Below are 20,357 nucleotides of genomic sequence, written 5' to 3'. Positions count from 1 at the left end.
TCATCCACACCATCCCCACATGCTCCACAATGAACGCGTATGCGCGGTAAACACCTTGTTTCGCTCTTGCGATCATGATGAGCACCGTAGAACCCTGGATGTCCAAAGTGCCGGTGTTTCGCGGCACTTGGGGGGTAGATAGCCGGTTGCCAGATCTGCGGGGTGAGGGGCCCCGTCATGAATCGGTGCCGAGGGGGGCATCATGCAACCGGACGGTCACGGTCCGTGTCCATATCTGTGGGACGACTGTGCTTCGTCATTGCCGCGTCCGGCAGGGTCGAGGGGGACCCGAGCGGGCGGTTGGATCGATGAAACACGCGCTGAACTGCGTGTGGGGGGATGACTCATGACGTCGACGCCGATGGGCGCCCGGCAGGAACAGGAATACGACCCGTCACAGACCGCACAACTCCGGGTGCCCGCGCACCGCACCACCGCCGGCGCTCTGGGCCGCATCAAGAAGACACTGCCCAGATACGACTACGAGCACTACAGCCGGCTCGCGGGCCCCCTCACCCAGCCCGACCCGAGCAGGCCGTACACCGTGCAGTACCGCTCGCTGCTCTCCCAGGAACCGCACCGCGTCCGCGCCGCGCTGATGCTGGGCGCGGCCCCGCTGCTCTCGCTGGTGCTGCTGACCTGGCTGCTGCAGCCCGAGCACTGGACCCAGCGGGACTACCCGGCGTACGACTTCCTGCCGGCCCTCGACATCGTGATGCTGGTGTCGATCGGCCTGATCGAGTTCTTCCGCTGCATGAACGTGCTGTCCAACGCGCACGCCACCCTGGTCGCCCGCGACCCGGTCCCGGTGATCCCGGAGACCGGCACCAGGGTCGCCTTCATCACCACGTTCGTGCCCGGCAAGGAACCCCTCGACATGGTCACCCGGACCCTGGAGGCGGCCGTCCGGCTGCGCCACCGGGGCCTGCTGCACGTGTGGCTGCTCGACGAGGGCGACGACCCGGAGGTGAAGGAGGTCTGCGCGCGCCTGGGCGTGCACCACTTCACCCGCAAGGGCGTCGAGAAGTGGAACCGGCCCAAGGGCCCGCACCGCGCGAAGACCAAGCACGGCAACTACAACGCCTGGCTGGAGGCGCACGGCGACGAGTACGACTTCTTCGCCTCCGTCGACACCGACCACGTGCCGCTGCCCAACTACCTGGAGCGGATGCTGGGGTACTTCCGAGACCCGGACGTCGGCTTCGTCATCGGCCCGCAGGTGTACGGCAACTACGACACGTTCGTCACCAAGGCCGCCGAGTCCCAGCAGTTCCTTTTCCACGCCCTGATCCAGCGCGCCGGCAACCGCTACGGCGCCCCCATGTTCGTCGGCACCTCCAACGCCGTACGGATCAGGGCGATCAAGCAGATCGGCGGCCTGTACGACTCGATCACCGAGGACATGGCCACCGGCTTCGAGATCCACCGCGCCAAGAACCCGGCGACCGGCCGCAAGTGGCGCTCGGTCTACACCCCGGACGTACTCGCGGTCGGCGAGGGCCCCAACGCCTGGACCGACTTCTTCACCCAGCAGCTGCGCTGGTCCCGGGGCACGTACGAGACGATCCTCAAGCAGTACTGGAAGGGCCTGTTCAGCCTGGGTCCGGGCAAGCTCTTCAACTACACGATGATGATCATCTTCTACCCGATGTCGGCCATCAACTGGATCCTGGCGGCGCTGAGCTGCGCCCTGTTCCTGGGCCTGGGCGCCTCGGGCGTGAACATCGACCCGACCGTGTGGCTGATGCTCTACGGCAACGCCTCCGCGCTCCAGATCGGCCTCTACGTCTGGAACCGCCGGCACAACGTCTCCCCGCACGAACCGGAGGGCTCCGGCGGGGTCGCCGGCATGGTGATGTCGGCCCTGTCCGCGCCGATCTACGCCCGCTCGCTCATGGACGCGGTGCTGCGCCGCAAGAGCAAGTTCGTGGTCACGCCGAAGGGCGAGTCGGCCAGCCCGGACACCCTCTTCGGGACGTTCCGGATCCACTGGTTCTTCATCGTCGTCTTCGGCGGTTCCCTGCTCGCCGGCTTCCTCGACGGCCACTCGCACCCCGCGATGCTGACCTGGGCGACGCTGGCGCTGCTGATCACGGCGGCCCCGATCTTCGCCTGGCAGTACACCCTGCGCAAGGAGAGCAGGGCGTCCGAGCCGGCCGTCGAACCGGAGGACGCGGTACCCGCGGGGTACCTGCCCGCGGGCCACGCGCCGCAGCAGCGGCCGACCTGGACGCCGCCCGCCGGCACCCCCGCGGAACAGACCATGCGGATCGCGCTCGGCGGACTGGGCGGAGGCAGCGGGCTGGGCGGGAGCAGCGGACTGGGGGGACGTAAGGAATGAACGACAGTGCCGGCCGCCGCCGGGCTCGTCGTCTCGCGATCAGTACGGTGGTCGTGCTCGCCCTGGCCGGGATGAACGGGCCGTGGCTGTACCGCTTCGGGACGGAGCGCTACCACCAGTACAAGATCAACAGACCGGAGTACAAGGCCGAGAACGGCCACTGGGACATCATCGAGTTCCCGAAGGAGTACCGCCAGGACACCATCCACGCGGTGCTCCTGCACACCGGGAAGGTGCTGCTGGTCGCGGGCTCGGGCAACAACCAGGACAACTTCGACGCCAAGATCTACGACAGCCGGATCTGGGATCCCGTCAAGGGCACCATCAAGAAGGTGCCCACCCCGGCCGACCTGTTCTGCACCGGCCACACCCAGCTCGCCAACGGCAACATCCTGATCGCCGGCGGCACCAAGCAGTACGAGAAGCTCAAGGGCGACGTCAAGAAGGCCGGCGGCGTCATGATCCTCTACAACGAGAACCCGGACAAACCGATGACCCTGCCCAAGGGCACCCGGTTCACCGGCAAGCAGAACGGCAAGACGTTCCTCTCCGACGACTCGGTGCTGATCCCGCGCGCGACGAAGGTCTTCGACAAGAAGACCGGCAGGTTCCTGCGGAACAACCCCGGTTACGCGCGGGTCGTCGTCGAGGCGCCCAAGCAGGGCACCAAGTACGAGACCGGCACCCAGGACAACTACAGCATCGCGGGACTGACCGGCGCCGACGCCCGCAACACCTACGGCATCGCCAACAAACTCGGCATGGACAAGCGGGACTTCGAGGGCATCAAGAACACCTACGAATTCGATCCGGTCGCCGAGAAGTACATCAAGGTCGACCCGATGAACGAGGCCCGCTGGTATCCGACGCTCACCACCCTGTCGGACGGGAAGGTGCTCAGCGTCTCGGGGCTCGACGACATCGGTCAGCTGGTGCCGGGCAAGAACGAGGTCTTCGACCCGAAGACGAAGACCTGGACGTACACCAAGTACAAGCGGCAGTTCCCCACCTATCCTGCGTTGTTCCTGCTCCAGAACGGCAAGCTCTTCTACTCGGGATCCAACGCCGGGTACGGGCCGGACAACGTGGGGCGCGACCCGGGGATCTGGGACGTCGACACCAACCAGTTCACCAAGCTGTCCGGGCTCAGCGACCCGAACATGCTGGAGACGTCCGGGACGGTGCTGCTGCCTCCGGCGCAGGACGAGAAGTACCTGGTGGTCGGGGGCGGCGGGGTCGGCGAGTCCGCGCTCTCCACGAAGAAGACGCGGCTGATCGACCTGAAGGACCCCGACCCGAAGTTCACGGACGGCCCCTCGCTGGAGAAGGGGACGCGGTACCCGCAGATCTCGGTCCTGCCGGACGACAGCGTCCTGGTGTCGGGCGGCTCCGAGGACTACCGGGGGCGCGGCGACTCCGACATCAAGCAGGCGCGGATCTACGACACCGCGACGAACTCCTTCCGGAGGGTGGCCGATCCGCTGGTGGGCCGGAACTACCACTCCGGGTCGATACTGCTGCCCGACGGTCGGGTCATGTTCTTCGGCTCCAACCCGCTGTTCGCGGACAAGGCGAACACCAAGCCGGGGGTCTTCGAGCAGCGGATCGAGATCTACACGCCGCCGTACCTGTACCGGGACTCACGGCCGTCGCTGAGCGGGGGGCCGCAGACCATCGCCCGGGGCGGGTCGGGGACGTTCACCTCGCAGCATGCGGCGACGATCAAGAAGGTGCGGTTGATCCGGCCCAGTGCGACTACGCATGTGACGGATGTGGACCAGCGGTCGATCGCCCTGGACTTCAAGACGTCGGGGAATCGGATCACTGTGACCGTGCCGGGGAATCGGAATCTGGTGCCGTCAGGGTGGTACATGATTTTCGTGGATGACGACCAGGGGACGCCGAGTGTGGCGCAGTGGGTGAAGGTGCCGTAGCGCTCCGCGCTGCCGCCGCGCTCCCGCAGGCAAGTCCTTTGGGTGCGGGAGCGTGGTGGCTGGTCGCGCCCGCGCGGCGGAGCCGCAAATCGACTCCGCCCCGCGCCCCTAGGGGGTTGATGCCCCCGCCAGCTTCAAGGCATAAGTCGGCCACCAATCCCCAGCCTGGGGGCCGCCTTTGCAGGTGCCGTCCGATTCCCCAGGGCGCTTGACCCACAGGTAGGCGTCCACCAGCGGGTCCGCCGTCTTGGTGGTGGGCGTCTCCCCGAGTGCCCGGCCCGGCGGGTTGCACCACCGCTCCTCCGGATTGCCGCCCGCGTACGGGCCGTTGCCGTTTCTGCTGGTGTCGATGACGAAGTGTTTGTTCCCGACCTTCTCCGACAGTTGCTTGCCGTAGGTGATGGAGTCCTGGGTGGAGTAGAAGTTGGAGACGTTGACCGCGAAGCCGTCGGCCTGGGTGACGCCCGCCTCCTGGAGGGGCTGGTAGATCTGGTCGGGGTGGCCCCAGCCGGCGTTGCCCGCGTCCAGGTAGACCCTGGTGTTCTTCAGGGACTTGAGCTTCGTGATCGCGCCGCGTAACAGGTCGTAGCGCTCCTCCGCGAACCGGGACGGGGTGCAGCCGTCCACCAGGTGCAGTACCGCGTCCGGTTCCAGGACGATGGTGGCCGGGCGGTCCTGGATGCCGTTCGCGACCCCGTCGATCCAGGCCCGGTACGCGTCGCCGTCGGCCGCGCCGCCCTGGCTGTACTGGCCGCAGTCGCGGTGCGGGATGTTGTAGAGGACCAGGAGGGCCGTGCGGTCGGACTTCTGCGCGGCCTCGGTGAAGCCGCGCGCCTCCTGCTCCGGGTTCTCCGGGCCGATCCACTCCCCGGTCGGTTGTGCCGCTATCTTGCGGATCTGCTCGGCGTCGCCGTTCTTGCCGGCCTTCGCGTAGGCCTTCACCTGGCGGGCCGCGTTGGAGTCCGGGTTCACCCAGAACGGGTCGGCCTCCTTGGGCTGTTGGGTGATCGCCGCCTGTGGATTCGCGGCCGGTTCGTCCCCGCCTCCGCCACCGCCCGAGGAGCAGCCGGCGAGCAGCAGCGCCGCTCCCAGTGCCCCGGCCCGGGCCGCCGAGCGGGCCCCCCTGCTGTCGTACATCCAATTCCCCCCTGGGTGCACTTGGCCAGAGCCCAATCGTGACATACCAGCCGCACTCGTCACGAGATCGCCCAACCCTTGTCGGTGAGCTGTTACAGCCCGGGTTGACGGGCGAGTTGACGAGTCGGGGAGGCTTGGCGGGCGCGAACCTAGGCCCGGGCACCCGTTGCCCTCTAGAGTCGCTTGCGGGCGGCCCGGGCCCCGGTCCGCCTTCCCAGCCTCCCGCGCCTGACGCCGGGTTACTCCCGCGGCCCGAGCGCGCGCGGTCGAGGACCGGCCCGGTCGGCGGCCTCAGGGGAGCAGGCCGTCGACCGGGTGACAGGTGGGTCCGGTGCGGCGGTCCCATACGGCTCGGTACGGCTCTATGCGGCCCTATGCGGCTCTATGCGGCGGTTCCGGTGAGGTATGCCGAGACGACCACGTTCGCCGTGTAGCCGTGGGTGGTCCGGTCGTAGGTGCCGCCGCAGGTGATCAGGCGGAGCTCGGCACGGCCCGACTCCCGGACGCCGTAGGCCTGTTGGGCGTCGAAGTGGTCGCGGGGCAGGACCCGGACGTCGTCGACGGTGAACTCGGCGACCGTGTTGTCGGCGCGGACCACGCGGATCGTCTCGCCCGGGCGCATGGTGCTGATCTTGTAGAAGACGGCGGGCCGGGTCTCGGTGTCGACGTGCCCGACCAGGACCGCGGTGCCGGCCGCGCCGGGGCCGGTCCCGGCGCCGTACCAGCCGACCACGCCGGGCTGGTCGAAGGGCGGCGGGTCGACCCCGCCGTCATCGTCGAGGCCGCGGGCGACCACGGGGGCCTGCACGCCCAGTTCCGGGATGTCGATGCGCTCGGGCACGGCCGAGGTCAACGGCTTGGCGGCGGGCGGGAGTTCGGGGTCGGACGGGGGTCGGCCGACGGCGGCCACGTCACCCGTGGTCGGACCCGTCATGCCGTCGGGCACCTCGGTCACGCCGCGGCCCCACAGCCACAGCCCGAGCAGCAGGATCGCCCAGGCCACCCCGGTCAGCAGCCGTCCGGTGCCGGGGGAACGTTCGGTGTCGTCGGACATGTGGTCCCGTCCTCAGCGCGAACCGCGGCCGCGGCGGGCCCTCAGCAGCCCGACGGCGGCCGCGGCGAACGCGGCGAGGAGCAGGCCGGTCACCGCCTGCGCGGTGTCGGGACCGGTGGAGCGGGACTCCACCGAGGCGAGCGGAGCGGTGCCCCCACCGCCGGCGTGCACGGGCGCGACCGGCGAGGCGGGCAGCTCGCCGGAGGCGTCCAGCAGGGACGACGACCGCGCGACGACGGCGACGCTGCCGGTGACGGCGGTGCCGGCGCAGCTGACCCGCACGTCGTAGGTGCCGGCGCCGATCGTGGAGCGGACCTGGGCCTGGCCGGTCAGCGCGCCGCCGGTGCCGCCGAGGCGGGCGTCCGAGACGAAGGCCGTCGAGGCGGCGGTGCCGGTCGTACCGGAGCAGCCGCTCACGCGCAGCGCGACAACGGACCCGGCGGGCGGGGAAGCCGGGGTCACGGTGACGCCCTGGCCGTCCGCCGCACGGGCGGCCACCGGGGAGAGACCGGCGGCGCAGGCCAGGAATCCGGTACAGAGAGTGAGGCGAATTGAGCCCATCGTGAACCTCCAGATATCTGGAGGCTCCCCCGCACCGGGCGCCCCCGCATCCTCGGGGGGCGCCTTCTTGCTCCGTACGGGTGGTGACAGGTTTGGTACCGGCCGGCCGGAAGCGGTTCAACGGCGGTTCAGATCCGGTTAGACCCGTTTCGATCAGGTCAGATCCGGTCAGATCCGGTTAGATCCGGTCGACGAGGTCCGCGATCGAGTCCACGACCTCGGAGGGCCGGAAGGGGTGGCGGTCGACGTCGGCCGGCTGGGTGACGCCGGACAGCACCAGGAAGGTACGCATCCCGGCCTCCAGGCCCGCCAGGACGTCGGTGTCCATCCGGTCGCCGATCATCGCGGAGGTCTCCGAGTGGGCGCCGATCGCGTTGAGACCGGCCCGCATCATCAGCGGGTTGGGCTTGCCGACGAAGTACGGCTGCTTGCCGGTCGCGGCGGTGATCAGCGCGGCGACCGAGCCGGTGGCGGGCAGGTCGCCCTCGACTGACGGGCCGACGTTGTCGGGATTGGTGGCGATGAACCGGGCGCCGTCGTTGATCAGCCGCACGGCCTTGGTCAGCGCCTCGAAGGAGTAGGTGCGGGTCTCGCCGAGGATGACGAAGTCGGGCTCGTGGTCGGTGAGGATGTACCCGATGTCGTGCAGCGCGGTGGTCAGGCCGGCCTCGCCGATGACGTAGGCGCTGCCGCCGGGCCGCTGGTCGTCCAGGAACTGGGCGGTGGCCAGCGCCGACGTCCAGATGTTGTCCACCGGCACGTCAAGACCCATCCGGCGCAGCCGTGCGTGCAGGTCGCGGGCCGTGTAGATGGAGTTGTTGGTGAGCACCAGGAAGGGCCGGCCGGACTCCCGCAGCTTCTTCAGGAAGGCGTCCGCTCCGGGGATCGGCACCCCCTCGTGGATGAGGACCCCGTCCATGTCGGTGAGCCACGACTCGATGGGCTTGCGCTCTGCCATGTGGTGCGTCTCCTGGCGTGCGGGTCTTGCGTGAGCTGGGGCGCCGGAACCACGGCGTACCGACGCCCCCAGACTAGACACACTCGGGATCACCCGGGAACGCCCGGCTCACCTCCCGGTCAGCTGCCCGTCGCCGACTTCCACGCCTCCACGTAGGACGTCAGGTTCTTGCCGATGTCGTTCCAGTCCGGCGTGAACACGTCGACGCCGTCCATGAGCTCGGCCAGCGCGGCCGCGTTGGCGTCGGTGGCCTTGACGTCGGTGCGGGCGGTGAAGCCGCCGCCGATCGAGCTGACCTCCTCCTGCTGCTTGCGCGCGAGCATGAAGTCGAGGAGCTTCCTGCCGTTCTCGCTGTGCGGGGCGCCGGTGAGCAGGCCGGCCGCGTAGGGCAGCGCGAAGGTGGTCGGCTTGCCGCCCTCGGCCGCCGGGAACCAGATGCCGAGGTTGGGCATGGTCTTGGACTGGGCGTAGTTCATCTGGACGTCGCCGTTGGCGACCAGCAGTTCGCCCTTGTCGACCTTGGGGGCGAGCTTGCCGGTGGAGGCGGACGGCCCGACGTTGTTGGCCTGGAGCCTGCCGAGGTAGTCCAGTGCCTGCTTCTCCCCGCCGAAGTCGTGGATCGCCTTGATCAGTACGGCGGTTCCGTCACCGGCGACCCCGGGGGTGGAGTACTGCAGCTTGTTCTTGTACGTGCCGTCGAGCAGCTCCTCCCACGTCGTCGGCGCCTGCTTCAGCTCCTTCTTGTCGTAGACGAAGCCGAAGTAGTTGTTGACGACGGAGGTCCAGGTGCCGTCGGCGGCCTTGTCTGCGGCGCCGACCTGCGCCGAGCCCGCGGGCTCGTACTTCTGCAGCAGCCCCTTGCCGTCGGCCTGCTGGACGAACGGCGGGAGCGTGACCAGCACATCGGCCTGCGGGTTGCTCTTCTCCCGCAGGGCGCGCTGCACCACCTCACCGGAACCGCCCTCGACGTACTTGACCTTGATGCCGGTCTCCTTGGTGAAGTCGGCGAAGACCCTGTCGTACCAGCCGTCGTTGTTCTCGCCCTTGAGGCCGTCGGCGCTGTAGACGGTGACGGCCTTCTCGTCGGAGGCGGCCGAGGAGCCGCCGCAGGCGGAGAGCAGCGGGGTGGCGAGGAGGGAGACGGCTATGGCGATCTTGAGCGTGTTTCTGGGCATGGCGAGACGAACTCCTGGCTGAGAAAAGAGACTTGAGGCGAGACGTTTCGAGGGGTCAGCGGTACGAGGCTCTGTTGCGGACGCGGGAGACGGCGAACAGGACGATCAGGGTCGCCGCCATCAGGACCACCGCGAGGGCGGAGCCGGCGAACAGGGCGCCGCGGTCGGTGGCCGAGTAGATCAGGACCGGAAGCGGGGTCCAGTCGGGCGGATAGAGCATCATCGTGGCGCTCAGCTCGCCCATGGAGAGGGCGAAGCAGAGCCCCGTGGCGGCGGTGAGCGAGGGCAGCAGCAGGGGCAGCCGGACCCGCCACAGCACATATGCCGGCCGGGCGCCCAGGGAGGCGGCGGCCTGCTCGTAGGCGGGGTCGAGGCGGGTGATCGCGGCCGACACGGACTGGTGGGCGAAGGCCGTCACCAGCACGGTGTGCGCGATGATCACGATCCACCGGGTGCCGTTGAGCAGCATCGGCGGCTTGGAGAAGGCGACCAGCAGCGACAGCCCGACCACCACCGACGGCACGGCGACCGGCAGCACGAACAGGGCGTCGACGATCCTGCGGTACCGCTTCCGCAGCCCGGCCGCGGCGAGCGCGGCCCAGGTGCCGACGGCCAGGGCGAGCAGGCTCGCGGTGACGGCCGTGACGAGGCTGGTGGTGAGTGCCTGCAGGGCGTCGCCGCGGGTGGCGGACCGGAAGTTGGCCACCGTCGCCCCCGAGGGCAGCACGCCGGACCAGTGGGTGGCGAAGGAGGCGCCGAGGACGACGAGCAGAGGGAGGGCGAAGAGCGGCAGGAAGAGCACGGCGAACACCGCCCACACCGCCCACCTGGCCCCGCGGCTATGCACCAGCACGACGGCTCACCACCCGGTAGAGGCCGTAGAGGCCCGCGGAGATCAGGACGTTGACGACGGCGACGACACAGGCGCCCGGGTAGTCGGACTCCAGGATCGCCTTGCTGTAGACGAGCATCGGCAGGGTGGTGACCCCCTTGGCACCGGTGAACAGCACGATCCCGAACTCGTTCAGGCAGAGCACCAGCACCAGGCTCCCGCCGGCCGCGAGCGCGGGCAGCGCCTCCGGCAGGATCACCCGGGCGACGATCCGGGGTGCCCGCGCACCGAGACTCGACGCGGCCTCGATCTGCGCGGTGTCCACCTGCGAGAAGGCGGCGAGCACCGGCCGCATCACGAACGGCGTGAAGTAGGTGACCTCGGCGAGCAGCACTCCCCAGGGCGTGGTCAGGAACTGGAACGACCCGACGATCCCGGTCGTGCCGTAGATGAAGAGCAGGGCGAGCGTGATGAGGAAGGACGGGAAGGAGAGGTATACGTCGACGAACCGGGCGACGGCCTTGGCTCCCGGGAAGGGGACGAAGGCGATGACGAGCGCGAGGAGAAACCCGAGGACCAGGCAACCGGTGGTGGAGGCGGCGGCGATCCAGACGGTGGTCCAGAGAGCCTTCCGGAACGACTCGGAGGCGAAGACGTCGGCGTAGGGCTGGAGGGAAGTACCTCCGGTGTCGGGGTGGACGGATTGCCGGACGACGAGGGCGAGCGGATAGAGAAAGAAGAGGGCGAGCAATGCAACGGGCGGCAACAATGCCCACCTGAAGGGGCGCGGGGCTGTATCTGATCTGCGGCTGCCGCCGCGTGGGCGCGACAAGCCCCCACCCACCTCGACGTACAGGCGATGCGTGGCCCCCCGCCACTGGATGTCCTTCACGACACCCACAAGCTGATTGGGCCCCTGCCCCAGCCCCACCAGGTGCGGCCGCACACACAGCGTGGCCCGAGCCCCGGTGGCACCCGCCGTGGAGACCTTCACCGCGACCCCCGCGAAGTCGACACCCCCCGCCCCCACGGTCACCGGCAGCAGGTTCGCCCCGCCGACGAAGGACGCCGTGAACTCGTCGGCGGGCGCCCGGTAAAGCTCCGTCGGCGTCCCGCACGCCCGCAGCCGTGCCTGGTCCATCACCGCGATCCGGTCGGCGAGCGTGAGCGCCTCGACCTGATCGTGGGTGACGTAGAGGATCGAGACGTCCGGCAACTCCCGGTGCAGTCGGCCCAGTTCCGCCAGCATCCCGGACCGCAGCTGCGCGTCGAGCGCGGACAGGGGTTCGTCGAGGAGCAGCACCCGCGGCCGGATGGCCAACGCCCGTGCGATGGCGACCCGTTGCTGCTGGCCGCCGGACAGCTCCCGCGGATGGCGGCGCGCGTAGGCCGCCATCCCGGTCATCTCCAGTGCCTCGGCGACCCGCTCCCGGATCTCGGCCTTGGGTGTCCTGCGCGCCCGCAGTCCGAAGGCCACGTTGTCGGCGACCCGCAGGTGCGGGAAGAGCGCGTACTGCTGCACCACCATCCCGATCCCGCGCCGGTGGGGCGGCAGGTCGGTGACGTCCCGGTCCCCGAGGAACACCCGTCCGGAGACGGGCCGTACGAACCCGGCGACCGCCCGCAGCGCGGTGGTCTTGCCGGAGCCGGACGGCCCGAGCAGGGCCATCACCTCGCCGGGCTCGACGGTGAGGTCGAGGGATTCGAGAGCGAGGCTGCCCACGTTCCCGTCGTAGGCGACGCTCACCGAGTCGAAGCGGATGCCGCTGCCGATCCCGCTGCTCATGCGAGCACTCCCGGCAACTGGGCCACGGACTCCAGCACCTGGGTCGCACCGGCCGCCCGCAGGGCATCCGCGTCGTGCGCCCCGGTCAGGACGCCGGCGACCAGCCCCGCCCCGGCACGCACCCCGCTGAGCATGTCGTACGACGTGTCGCCGACGACGGCGATCTGCCCGACCCCGTCGGCGGCCCCCGTCCGCAGGAACGCCGTGAGCACCATGTCGGGGCAGGGCCGCCCGCGGCCCCCGGCGTCGGCGGGGCACAGGGTGAGCGGCACCAGGTCCTGCCAGCCGAGGGCGGCGAGGATCGCGTCCTGGGTGGCGCGGGCGAAACCGGTGGTCAGCACGACCGTACGGCCCCGCCCCTGAAGTTCCTCGATGGTCTCGCGCGCCCCGGGCAGCGCCTCGACGCTGCCCGCGTCGACGAGTTCGGCGTACGCCGCCTCGAAGGCCTCGTTGGCCTCCCGGGCCCTGGCCTCCTCGCCGAACAGGTGCCGGAAGACGGAGATCTTGGACTCGCCCATGGTGGCGCGGACGTGGTCGATCATCCGGTCGGGGGCGGCGCCCAGGTGGCGGGCCGCCGCGGTGAACGCGTGCTCGACGAGCCCGCCGTCCGCGACGGTCGTACCGGCCATGTCGAGCACGACGAGGCGGATGTCTTCGGTCTCAGCCATATCGATCCTGTCGGTCATCTCTCTCACCAGCCCAGTTCGTGCGCGGTTGTCTCGGCTATCGCGGGCGAACAGGTCATGCCGCGCCCGCCGGGCCCGGTGACCAGCCAGACCCCGTCGGCCACCTGCTGCCGGTGCACGACCCGCGAGGGGTCGGTGCACTGGGCGTACACCCCGGCCCAGCGGCGCCGGACGCGCGGCAGCGGCCGGCCGAGGAGGGACTCGACGACGCCGGTGAGGTGCTCGTACGGCTCCTCGACGGTGTCGAAGGCGAAGGGGTGTGCGTACTCGTGGGTGTCGCCGATGGTGAGGCCGCCGTCGGCGCGCTGCACCATGAGCAGCTGCATGCGATGCGCCGCCGCCGTCTCGGGCTGCGGCGAGCGGGCGTTGAGCTCGTCCAGGGCCGGGGAGGCGTACGCCGGGTAGTAGCGGAAGCTGTCGGCGTCGGCGACCGAGGTGGGGAGGGGTTCGCCGAGCGGGTCGGTCTGCATCATCTGGAGGCGGACGCGGCGCACCGGCAGGTCGGGGCCGGCCAGCTCGCGGACCAGACCGCCGAGCCAGGCGCCGGTGCACAGGACGACGACGTCGGCGGCGTGCAGGTCTCCGTGGTCGTCGCGGACCGTGCCCGCTGCGGTCACCTCGCGCACCTCGCGGCCCGGCAGGAAGGTGTAGTTCGGGGACTTCAGCAGCTCGGCGCGGAGGGCGAGCTGGGCGGTGCGCGGTTCGACGGCCGCGTCCCGCTCGCAGTACAGGGCGGCGTCGAAGGCTCCGCGCAGGGCGGGGTTCAGGGCGCGGGCCTCGGCGGGGGTGAGCAGCTTGTGGCCGCGGGCGGCCGCGTCGCCGCGGGCCACGGCGGCCTCGGCGACGGCGAGTTCGTACGCGCCGCGCACCGGGGTCAGCGACCCGTTGGCCCGGAAGCCGAGCGCGGGCACCCGGTTGCCGATCTCCTCCCACAACTCCCTGGCCCGCAGGGCGGTTTCGAGTTCCTCCCCGCCCGCGCGCCCGCTCACCCAGATCTGCCCGAAGTTGCGCAGCGAGGCGCCGCGGGCCTCGGCCTCGCGCTCGATCTGCACGACCTCGTGGCCGCGTTCCACTGCTTGCCAGGCGTGCATGGTGCCCACCACGCCTGCTCCGACGACTGTCACTCTCACGACCGTCACGCTCCTCGCGACCGGGGAACCGGAAAGGTCCGGCTGACAACGAGAGCGTGAACTGGCCATCACGTTTGGGCTAGACCCGTTACCTTTCCGTTATGCGAAAAGACCTTCGGAAGCGGCCGAAATAGGTACCTTTCAGCCGCGCAGATGGGTCGTGAACGAGAACCGGTCCCCCCGGTACAGCGACCGCACCCGCTCCAGCGGCCGGCCCTCGGTGTCCCGTGACACCCGGTGGATCAGCAGCATCGGAAGGGCCGGCGGGGTGCCGACGAGGAGGGCCTCGCGCGGGGTGGCCAGCACGGTCTCGATGCGTTCGTCGGCGTCCCCGAAGGCGATGCCCTGCTCGTGCAGGTAGCCGTAGAAGGAGGAGTCGGGGTGGAAGTCGGTGTCGAGGTGCGGGACCCTCGCGACGGCGACGTACGTGCTCTCCAGGCCGACCCGCTCGTCGTCGGCGAGCAGCACGCGCTCCAGGTGCCAGACGGGTTCGCCGCGCTCCAGGCCGGTCTCGGCGGCGAGGGCGGCCGGGCAGGGGAAGCGGTCGAGGGTGACCAGACTGCGGCCGGGGGTACGGCCCTGCCGCCGTACCCCCTCGGTGTAGCTGGCGAGGGAGAGCGGCTGCTCCAGTTTGGGCCCCGCGACGACCGTGCCCCGCCCCTGCCGGCGCAGCTTGCCCTCCAGCACCAGTTCGCGCAGCGCCTGCCGGACGGTCTCGCGGGCGACCCCGTACTCCTCCGAAAGGTCACGTTCGGTGGGGATGAGAGCGCCCTCCCCCAGCGCGCCGACGAGCTGGTCGATCCGCGCCTTCACCGCGTAGTACTTCGGGATGCGGCCGTGCTCGGGGATGCCGGAGCGGACGGGGGCGCCGGGGGCCTGGTCGTTCGGGTAGTCCACCCGGGGATCGTCGCAGACGGCGCCTCCCGCACCGGACGAGGGTCACCGCCGTCGGCGCGCCAGCAGGAACGCGCCCGCTCCCACGGTGAGCAGGGCGAGGGCGGCCGTGAACAGGCCGTGGGCCAGGCCGAGGCCGGTGCGGGCCAGTTCGCGGGCACGTTCCCCGGCCGCCCAGGCGCCTTCGGCACCCCAGGCTCCTCCACCGTCCCCGCCATCCCTGCCGTTCCCGCCTCCCCAGCCGTCCCCGCCTCCCCGGGCCTCGTCGGTGAAGGCCCGGTCGCTCCCGCCGGGTGAGGCGGTGGGGGTGCCCCCGGGGGTGGCTCCGGGGGTGGCCCCCGGGCTGATGTCGGGGTCGGCGGGGCTCTCGGAACCGTCGGGGCTGTCGGGACTGTCGGGGCTGGCCGGGCTGGCTCCCGGGGGCGTCCGCGGGCCGACCTGCGCGCCGCCGGAAGGGACGGCGGGGGCGATGCTCGCGGGTGGAGGCGGCGGTTCGCCGCCGATGCCGAAGCGGTAGTCGTTCGACTCCCCCACCCACGCGCCGTCGGCCCCCTGCCGCTGGACGACGGCCGCATTGACAGTGACCCCGTTCCGTACGGCGTCGGAGGTGACGGCGAGTCTGAGCTTGACCGAGACGGTCGCCCCGGGCGCGACGGTGAACCCCGGGAAGTCGGTCCCGTCGAGGACGCCGACCAGCTCGGACTCGTCGGTCACGGTCAGCGGGACCGGGCGGGTGCGTGGGCCGTCGTAGAACTCCAGCTCGGTCTGGGACGGCTTGAGGGCACGCTTGTCGTCGACGAGGACGAGGACCGGGTGCACGTCGGCGCAGATGCGGCCGGTGGTGTTGGTGAGGTCGAGGTACCAGGTGCCGAAGCCGCCGCCGGGCTCGTAGGACGAGGGGCCGTCGTGGAGGCGGGTGGTGAGGGGGAAGCCCTGCTCGTCGGCGGCCGCGCAGGACGTCCCGGCGACGGCGGCCGTCGCCATGGGCGAGGGGGCGAGTACGGCGGCTGCGGCGGCCAGGCAGAGGGACAGGGGGATGCTCAGTCGCATGCGCATGGACAGGTGACTCTGCCGGGGGCGGACCGGGGTCACCGAACGCCACTCCGCGAAAGCGTCCACACTCCCCCCGATCGGCCGCTCCCCTCCGCCCGATCGGCCGGTGACCACCTGCGGGCCGGTGGGGGCTGGTCGCGCAGTTCCCCGCGCCCCTGGGTGGGCAGCCCCACCGCCCCTTAACAGTCGACCCAACTCCGCCGCTTCCCCCCCACCCCGCCGCAACGGCGATCAACCACGACGGCGGATCTCGGCGGTGCCGAACCGGCGGGCTGGTCGCGCCCGCGCGGCGGAGCCGCACATCGATACAGCCCCGCACCCCCGGGTGGGCCGGTGGCCGAACGGCGGTCAGCCGTCTGCGCGGCCGAACAGTGGGGCGAGGAGGAGTTGCGCCGCGCCCTCTGCGACGCCGCGGCCGCCGCCGGGGGCGAGGCGGACGGGGACCGTCGTACGCAGGCTCCCCTCCCGCCGGGTGTGGTCGTCGAGGACGGCGGCGACCCCCCGTACGAACGGCTCCGGCGCGGCCGCGATCGTCCGGCCGCCGAGCAGCACGAGGTCGATGTCGAGCAGCCCGGCCAGGTTCGCCGCTCCGACGCCGAGGACCCGCGCGGCCTCGGCCACGTCGCCGCGGGCCACCGCCGCCAGGCACAGCGCCTCGATGCAGCCGCGGTTGCCGCAGTGGCAGGGCGGCCCGTCCAGCTGGACCACCTGGTGCCCGAACTCCCCGGCCCCGGTGCGCGCCCCCCGGTGCACGGTGTCGCCGATCACCAGACCGGCGCCCAGCCCCGTGCCGAGAAGCAGGCAGGCGAACGACCCGCCCTCACCGCCGACGGCGAGTCCGAGGGCCGCCGCGTTGCTGTCCTTGTCGACGACGACCGGCACCCCGAACCGCTCCGCGAGCGCGTCCCGCAACGGGAAGCCGTCCCACTCGGGGAACCCGGTGACCCGGTGCAGCACCCCGTGGATGTGGTCGAGCGGCCCCGGCGCCCCGACCCCGACCCCGAGCAGCGAGTCACCGCCGCGCTCGACCAGCTCCCCGGCCAGCTCCACGACCGCGCCGAGGACGGCCTCCGCCCCCGCCCCCAGGTCCACCTCCGCCTGCCGCGCCGCCACCACCGTCCCGTCGAGATCGACGAGCACCGCACGCAGCTCGTCCCGGTCCAGCTGGATCCCCACCGCGTGCCCGGCGTCCGGCACCAGCCGCAGCACGGTGGCCGGCTTGCCGCCCGTGGAGGCGCGCCGCCCGGCCTCCGCGGCGAGGCCCTCCTCCCGCAGCCGGGCGGTGATCTTGCTGACCGCCTGCGGGGTGAGCCCGGTCCGCTCGGCCAGTTCGAGGCGGCTGATGCCGTCCTCCCCCGCCGTACGCAGCAGGTCCAGCACCAGCGCGCTGTTGTGGCTGCGCATGGCCGGCAGATTGGCTCCGACCGCACCCGGCCGCCCGCCTGCCACACCAGCACGCCCGACTGCCGCACCCGGCCGTCCGCTCCTCGTCCTGTTCACGCCACTCATTCTCCCTGCCACTTGCACTTTGGCAACAGCGTTGCGAAAGTAGGACGCATGACAGCTGCCACTCCCCTGCGCGTCGGCCTCATCGGCTACGGCCTCGCCGGATCCGTCTTCCACGCCCCCCTGATCGCCGCCACCGAGGGCCTCGCCCTGGACACGGTCGTCACCTCGAACCCCGAGCGGCAGGCGCAGGCGAAGGCCGAGTTCCCGGACGTCCGGACGGTCGCGACCCCCGACGAGCTGTTCGACCGGGCCGCCGAACTCGACCTCCTCGTCATCGCGTCCCCGAACAGGACGCACGTGCCGCTGGCGACGACCGCCCTCAAGGCGGGCCTCCCGGTCGTGGTCGACAAGCCGGTCGCCGGCACCGCCGCCGAGGCGCGCGAGCTGGCAGCCCTGGCCGAGGAGCACGGCCTGCTGCTCTCGGTCTTCCAGAACCGCCGCTGGGACAACGACTTCCTCACCCTGCGCGGCCTCCTCGAGGACGGTTCGCTGGGCGACCCCTGGCGCTTCGAGTCCCGCTTCGAACGCTGGCGTCCGCAGCCCAAGGGCGGCTGGCGCGAGTCCGGCGACCCGGCAGAGATCGGAGGTCTCCTCTACGACCTCGGCAGCCACGTCGTCGACCAGGCCCTGGTCCTCTTCGGCCCCGCCACCGAGGTCTACGCCGAGTCGGTGATCCGCCGGGCGGGCGCCGAGACCGACGACGACACGTTCATCGCCGTCACCCACGCGAACGGCGTCCGCTCCCACCTCTACGTCTCGGCGACGACGGCCCAGCTCGGCCCACGTTTCCGGGTGCTGGGCTCGAAGGCCGGCTACGTCAAGTACGGCCTGGACCCGCAGGAGGACGCCCTGCGCACGGGCGAGCGCCCCGGTGCCGCGGACGCCTGGGGCCTCGAACCGGAGTCGCTGTACGGCCGTATCGGCGCCGGCGAGTCCCCGGTCACCGGCGGCGGCCGGGTCGTCCCCACCCGTCCCGGCGACTACCCCGCGTACTACGCGGCCGTGGCCGAGGCCCTGCGCGACGAGGGCCCCAACCCGGTGACCGCGCTGGAGGCGGCCGCCGCCCTGGACGTACTGGAAGCAGCCCGCCGTTCGGCACGAGACAAGGTGACGGTGACCCTCTGATGCAGCACCCGCAGATCACCCCGCGATTCGCTCCCGAACTCACCCCGTCGGTGGAGGACCTGGAGAAGCAGGAGCGCCTCCTGGTCTTCCGGCAGTTCACGTACGACGACGCGTGGGCCCTCGGCTCCCTGCTGGTGGAGATGGCCCGGGAGCGCCAGGCCCCGGTGGCCGTCGACATCCACCGGGCCGGCCAGCAGCTCTTCCACGCGGCCCTGCCCGGCTCGACCCCCGACAACGACGCGTGGATCGCCCGCAAGCGCCGGGTGGTGGAGCGCTACGGCTCGGCGTCCTACCTGGTCGGCGCCCGCTTCCGGGCCAAGGGCACGACGTTCGAGGAGTCCTCCCGCCTGGACCCGGACGAGTACGCGGCCCACGGCGGCTCGTTCCCGATCACCGTCGAGAACGTCGGCGTGATCGGAACGGTGACGGTCTCAGGCCTGCCCCAACTGGACGACCACCGCTTCGTGGTGGAGGCCCTGGAAAGCTTCCTGAAGCTGTAGGCGCCGACAGGGGCAGCGCCCCTTCAAGGGCGCGGGGAACTGCGCGAGCAACCACGGACGACCCGCAGCCGCTCGCACACCGGAACCCCCCGCCCCTCAGGCGTCCTTGAGCTCCTGCCGCTGCCGACCGAGCCCACCGATCTCCAGCTCCACCACATCCCCGGCCCGCAGGAACGGCTTCGGCTCCGGCGCCCCCAGCGCAACCCCCGCCGGAGTCCCGGTGTTGATCACGTCCCCGGGGTACAGCACCATGAACCGGCTGACGTACCTGACCACTTCGGCGACCGAGAAGATCTGCTCGGCCGTGGTCCCGTCCTGCTTCAGCTCGCCGTTCACCCAGAGCTTCAGCGACAGCTCCTGCGGGTCGCCGACCTCGTCCGCGGTCACCAGCCACGGCCCGAGCGGGTTGAACGTCTCGCAGTTCTTCCCCTTGTCCCAGGTCCCGCCCCGCTCGATCTGGAACTCCCGCTCGGACACGTCGTGCGCGACGGCGTACCCGGCGACGTACGCCAACGGGTCCTCGTCGTCGGCCACATAACGGGCCGTACGCCCGATGACGACCGCCAGCTCCACCTCCCAGTCGGTCTTCACCGACCCGCGGGGCACCAGCACGGTGTCGTTCGGCCCCACGACCGTGTCCGCGGCCTTGAAGAAGACGACCGGCTCGGCCGGCGGCTCGGCCCCCGTCTCGCGGGCGTGGTCGTGGTAGTTGAGCCCGATGCAGACGACCTTGCCGATCCGCGCCAGCGGCGGTCCGATCCGCAGCCCGGTCGCGTCGAGCGCGGGCAGCTCCCCGGCGTCGGCGGCGGCGCGGACGCGCCCGAGCGCCGCGTCGTCGGCGAGCAGCGCCCCGTCGATGTCGTCGACGATCCCCGTCAGGTCCCGCAGGACACCCTCGGCGTCGAGCAGCGCGGGCCGCTCCGCCCCCGCCGTACCGACTCGCAGCAGCTTCATGGTCGTCACCATCTCCCTTGACAGCAGTCGCCCGACCGATGGGTGCAGCCATCGGAGGACTGGTCGATCCTCCAAGATGAGCGTGCAGCGGGCAAGAGCCTGTTCACGTACTGGACCGTAGCCCGGGCCACGGGCGGCTGCCCGGCTGCTCGGCTGCTCACACGTGATCGGTCTCCAGCGGCTCCAGCAGCCGCTTGGGCTTGAGGAGCGCCCGGCTGACCGGGTCCGCCGGGTCGGGGTCGAGTCCGGGCCCCGGTGTGACGAGAACGTCCGCGACGGGTACGACGGTTCCGCAGGCGGGACATTCGCCGTACGAACCGAGTTCGGTCCCGCAGTCCACGTGCCGGAAGTAGCGCAGCTGCCGTTCCATGAAGTGCTCGCGCCCCCAGACTCCGAGGGCGCGCAGGGCGGGGAACAGCGCGATCCCGCGCTCGGTGACGACGTACTCGTCCCGGGGCGGCGAGTCCTGGTACCGGCGCTTCTCCAGGATCCCCTCCTCGGTGAGCGCCTTCAGACGGGCCGACAGGACGGCGCGCGGGATGCCCAGGTGGGCCAGGAAGTCGTTGTAGCGCCGGACGCCGTAGAGCGCGTCGCGGACGACGAGCAGGGTCCAGCGCTCGCCGACGACCTCCAGCGCGCGGGCGATCGAGCACTCCTGTGTCGCGTAGTCCTTGCCCAGTGCCATGCGGACCACCTTAGTCAGTTTCCCTGTCATGGGTTCAATGAAC

At 71.2% G+C, this 20,357-nt stretch carries 18 protein-coding genes; 4 read left to right on the top strand and 14 right to left on the bottom strand.

What is annotated here, in order from left to right; genetic code table 11:
* Positions 1-346 precede the first annotated feature (346 nt).
* Together ACFWPQ_RS07745 and ACFWPQ_RS07740 are read left to right on the top strand one after the other, a co-directional pair.
* Positions 347-2,341, top strand: a complete 1,995-nt coding sequence (locus ACFWPQ_RS07745) for a glycosyltransferase family 2 protein (RefSeq protein ID WP_384031002.1) — start codon at positions 347-349, stop codon at positions 2,339-2,341.
* Entirely contained in the window at positions 2,338-4,275 is a 1,938-nt protein-coding gene (locus ACFWPQ_RS07740; protein WP_384031000.1) for a galactose oxidase-like domain-containing protein, read from the top strand. The genes ACFWPQ_RS07745 and ACFWPQ_RS07740 overlap by 4 nt, the downstream gene beginning before the upstream one ends.
* A 108-nt stretch (positions 4,276-4,383) precedes the next feature.
* On the opposite strand, the gene ACFWPQ_RS07735 is transcribed toward ACFWPQ_RS07740, so the two are convergent.
* The 12 genes from ACFWPQ_RS07735 to ACFWPQ_RS07680 form a co-directional block, all read right to left on the bottom strand.
* Positions 4,384-5,412, bottom strand: coding sequence for a glycoside hydrolase family 6 protein (locus ACFWPQ_RS07735; RefSeq protein ID WP_384030998.1), 1,029 nt, complete (start codon positions 5,410-5,412; stop codon positions 4,384-4,386).
* Positions 5,413-5,794: 382 nt separating this feature from the next.
* The gene (locus ACFWPQ_RS07730) at positions 5,795-6,466 is read right to left on the bottom strand and encodes a class F sortase (RefSeq protein WP_384030996.1); all 672 of its coding nucleotides are present in this window, start codon (positions 6,464-6,466) and stop codon (positions 5,795-5,797) included.
* A gap of 12 nt (positions 6,467-6,478) precedes the next feature.
* Positions 6,479-7,027, bottom strand: a complete 549-nt coding sequence (locus tag ACFWPQ_RS07725) for a hypothetical protein (RefSeq protein ID WP_384030994.1) — start codon at positions 7,025-7,027, stop codon at positions 6,479-6,481.
* Positions 7,028-7,205: 178 nt separating this feature from the next.
* A complete protein-coding gene (locus tag ACFWPQ_RS07720; protein ID WP_217545503.1) occupies positions 7,206-7,985 on the bottom strand; it encodes an HAD-IIA family hydrolase in 780 nt (259 codons plus the stop codon).
* Positions 7,986-8,104: 119 nt separating this feature from the next.
* A complete protein-coding gene (locus ACFWPQ_RS07715; protein WP_384030992.1) occupies positions 8,105-9,160 on the bottom strand; it encodes a 2-aminoethylphosphonate ABC transporter substrate-binding protein in 1,056 nt (351 codons plus the stop codon).
* Positions 9,161-9,215: 55 nt separating this feature from the next.
* Complete coding sequence (locus tag ACFWPQ_RS07710) at positions 9,216-10,013, bottom strand: ABC transporter permease (RefSeq protein WP_384030990.1); 798 nt, start codon at positions 10,011-10,013, stop codon at positions 9,216-9,218.
* A complete protein-coding gene (locus tag ACFWPQ_RS07705) occupies positions 10,000-11,778 on the bottom strand; it encodes a 2-aminoethylphosphonate ABC transporter permease subunit (RefSeq protein WP_384030988.1) in 1,779 nt (592 codons plus the stop codon). Before ACFWPQ_RS07705 ends, ACFWPQ_RS07710 begins: the two co-directional genes overlap by 14 nt.
* Positions 11,775-12,446 (bottom strand): phosphonatase-like hydrolase, encoded by a 672-nt coding sequence (locus ACFWPQ_RS07700; protein WP_384030986.1) that lies wholly within the window; start codon positions 12,444-12,446, stop codon positions 11,775-11,777. The genes ACFWPQ_RS07705 and ACFWPQ_RS07700 overlap by 4 nt, the downstream gene beginning before the upstream one ends.
* A 23-nt stretch (positions 12,447-12,469) precedes the next feature.
* On the bottom strand, positions 12,470-13,594 hold the full coding sequence (locus ACFWPQ_RS07695; protein ID WP_384030984.1) for a TIGR03364 family FAD-dependent oxidoreductase: 1,125 nt from the start codon (positions 13,592-13,594) through the stop codon (positions 12,470-12,472).
* Positions 13,595-13,735: 141 nt separating this feature from the next.
* Positions 13,736-14,491: a GntR family transcriptional regulator gene (locus tag ACFWPQ_RS07690; RefSeq protein ID WP_384030982.1), complete on the bottom strand. Its 756-nt coding sequence runs from the start codon at positions 14,489-14,491 to the stop codon at positions 13,736-13,738.
* 42 nt (positions 14,492-14,533) lie between these two features.
* Positions 14,534-15,544 (bottom strand): hypothetical protein, encoded by a 1,011-nt coding sequence (locus tag ACFWPQ_RS07685; protein WP_384030980.1) that lies wholly within the window; start codon positions 15,542-15,544, stop codon positions 14,534-14,536.
* Between the two features lie 345 nt (positions 15,545-15,889).
* Positions 15,890-17,050, bottom strand: coding sequence for an ROK family protein (locus ACFWPQ_RS07680; RefSeq protein WP_384030978.1), 1,161 nt, complete (start codon positions 17,048-17,050; stop codon positions 15,890-15,892).
* Positions 17,051-17,098: 48 nt separating this feature from the next.
* On the opposite strand from ACFWPQ_RS07680, the gene ACFWPQ_RS07675 reads away from it, so the two are divergent.
* Both ACFWPQ_RS07675 and ACFWPQ_RS07670 read left to right on the top strand, forming a co-directional pair.
* Entirely contained in the window at positions 17,099-18,175 is a 1,077-nt protein-coding gene (locus ACFWPQ_RS07675; protein WP_384030976.1) for a Gfo/Idh/MocA family oxidoreductase, read from the top strand.
* Complete coding sequence (locus ACFWPQ_RS07670; protein ID WP_384030974.1) at positions 18,175-18,675, top strand: heme-degrading domain-containing protein; 501 nt, start codon at positions 18,175-18,177, stop codon at positions 18,673-18,675. The genes ACFWPQ_RS07675 and ACFWPQ_RS07670 overlap by 1 nt, the downstream gene beginning before the upstream one ends.
* Before the next feature lie 96 nt (positions 18,676-18,771).
* On the opposite strand, the gene ACFWPQ_RS07665 is transcribed toward ACFWPQ_RS07670, so the two are convergent.
* A complete protein-coding gene (locus ACFWPQ_RS07665; RefSeq protein ID WP_384030972.1) occupies positions 18,772-19,629 on the bottom strand; it encodes a fumarylacetoacetate hydrolase family protein in 858 nt (285 codons plus the stop codon).
* Between the two features lie 157 nt (positions 19,630-19,786).
* Positions 19,787-20,314: a winged helix-turn-helix transcriptional regulator gene (locus tag ACFWPQ_RS07660; protein ID WP_384030970.1), complete on the bottom strand. Its 528-nt coding sequence runs from the start codon at positions 20,312-20,314 to the stop codon at positions 19,787-19,789.
* Positions 20,315-20,357: the final 43 nt, after the last annotated feature.

Source organism: Streptomyces sp. NPDC058464, from assembly GCF_042721035.1.
Lineage (GTDB): Bacteria > Actinomycetota > Actinomycetes > Streptomycetales > Streptomycetaceae > Streptomyces.
This window is presented reverse-complemented; position numbering and strand designations above follow the sequence as displayed.

Bases quoted from the DNA above. Each gene is read 5' to 3' on its own strand.
- ACFWPQ_RS07745 (WP_384031002.1), top strand. From the start codon at position 347: ATGACGTCGACGCCGATGGGCGCCCGGCAGGAACAGGAATACGACCCG.
- ACFWPQ_RS07740 (WP_384031000.1), top strand. From the start codon at position 2,338: ATGAACGACAGTGCCGGCCGCCGCCGGGCTCGTCGTCTCGCGATCAGT.
- ACFWPQ_RS07735 (WP_384030998.1), bottom strand. From the start codon at position 5,412: ATGTACGACAGCAGGGGGGCCCGCTCGGCGGCCCGGGCCGGGGCACTG.
- ACFWPQ_RS07730 (WP_384030996.1), bottom strand. From the start codon at position 6,466: ATGTCCGACGACACCGAACGTTCCCCCGGCACCGGACGGCTGCTGACC.
- ACFWPQ_RS07725 (WP_384030994.1), bottom strand. From the start codon at position 7,027: ATGGGCTCAATTCGCCTCACTCTCTGTACCGGATTCCTGGCCTGCGCC.
- ACFWPQ_RS07720 (WP_217545503.1), bottom strand. From the start codon at position 7,985: ATGGCAGAGCGCAAGCCCATCGAGTCGTGGCTCACCGACATGGACGGG.
- ACFWPQ_RS07715 (WP_384030992.1), bottom strand. From the start codon at position 9,160: ATGCCCAGAAACACGCTCAAGATCGCCATAGCCGTCTCCCTCCTCGCC.
- ACFWPQ_RS07705 (WP_384030988.1), bottom strand. From the start codon at position 11,778: ATGAGCAGCGGGATCGGCAGCGGCATCCGCTTCGACTCGGTGAGCGTC.
- ACFWPQ_RS07700 (WP_384030986.1), bottom strand. From the start codon at position 12,446: ATGGCTGAGACCGAAGACATCCGCCTCGTCGTGCTCGACATGGCCGGT.
- ACFWPQ_RS07685 (WP_384030980.1), bottom strand. From the start codon at position 15,544: ATGCGCATGCGACTGAGCATCCCCCTGTCCCTCTGCCTGGCCGCCGCA.
- ACFWPQ_RS07680 (WP_384030978.1), bottom strand. From the start codon at position 17,050: ATGAGTGGCGTGAACAGGACGAGGAGCGGACGGCCGGGTGCGGCAGTC.
- ACFWPQ_RS07675 (WP_384030976.1), top strand. From the start codon at position 17,099: ATGACAGCTGCCACTCCCCTGCGCGTCGGCCTCATCGGCTACGGCCTC.
- ACFWPQ_RS07670 (WP_384030974.1), top strand. From the start codon at position 18,175: ATGCAGCACCCGCAGATCACCCCGCGATTCGCTCCCGAACTCACCCCG.
- ACFWPQ_RS07665 (WP_384030972.1), bottom strand. From the start codon at position 19,629: ATGAAGCTGCTGCGAGTCGGTACGGCGGGGGCGGAGCGGCCCGCGCTG.
- ACFWPQ_RS07660 (WP_384030970.1), bottom strand. From the start codon at position 20,314: ATGGCACTGGGCAAGGACTACGCGACACAGGAGTGCTCGATCGCCCGC.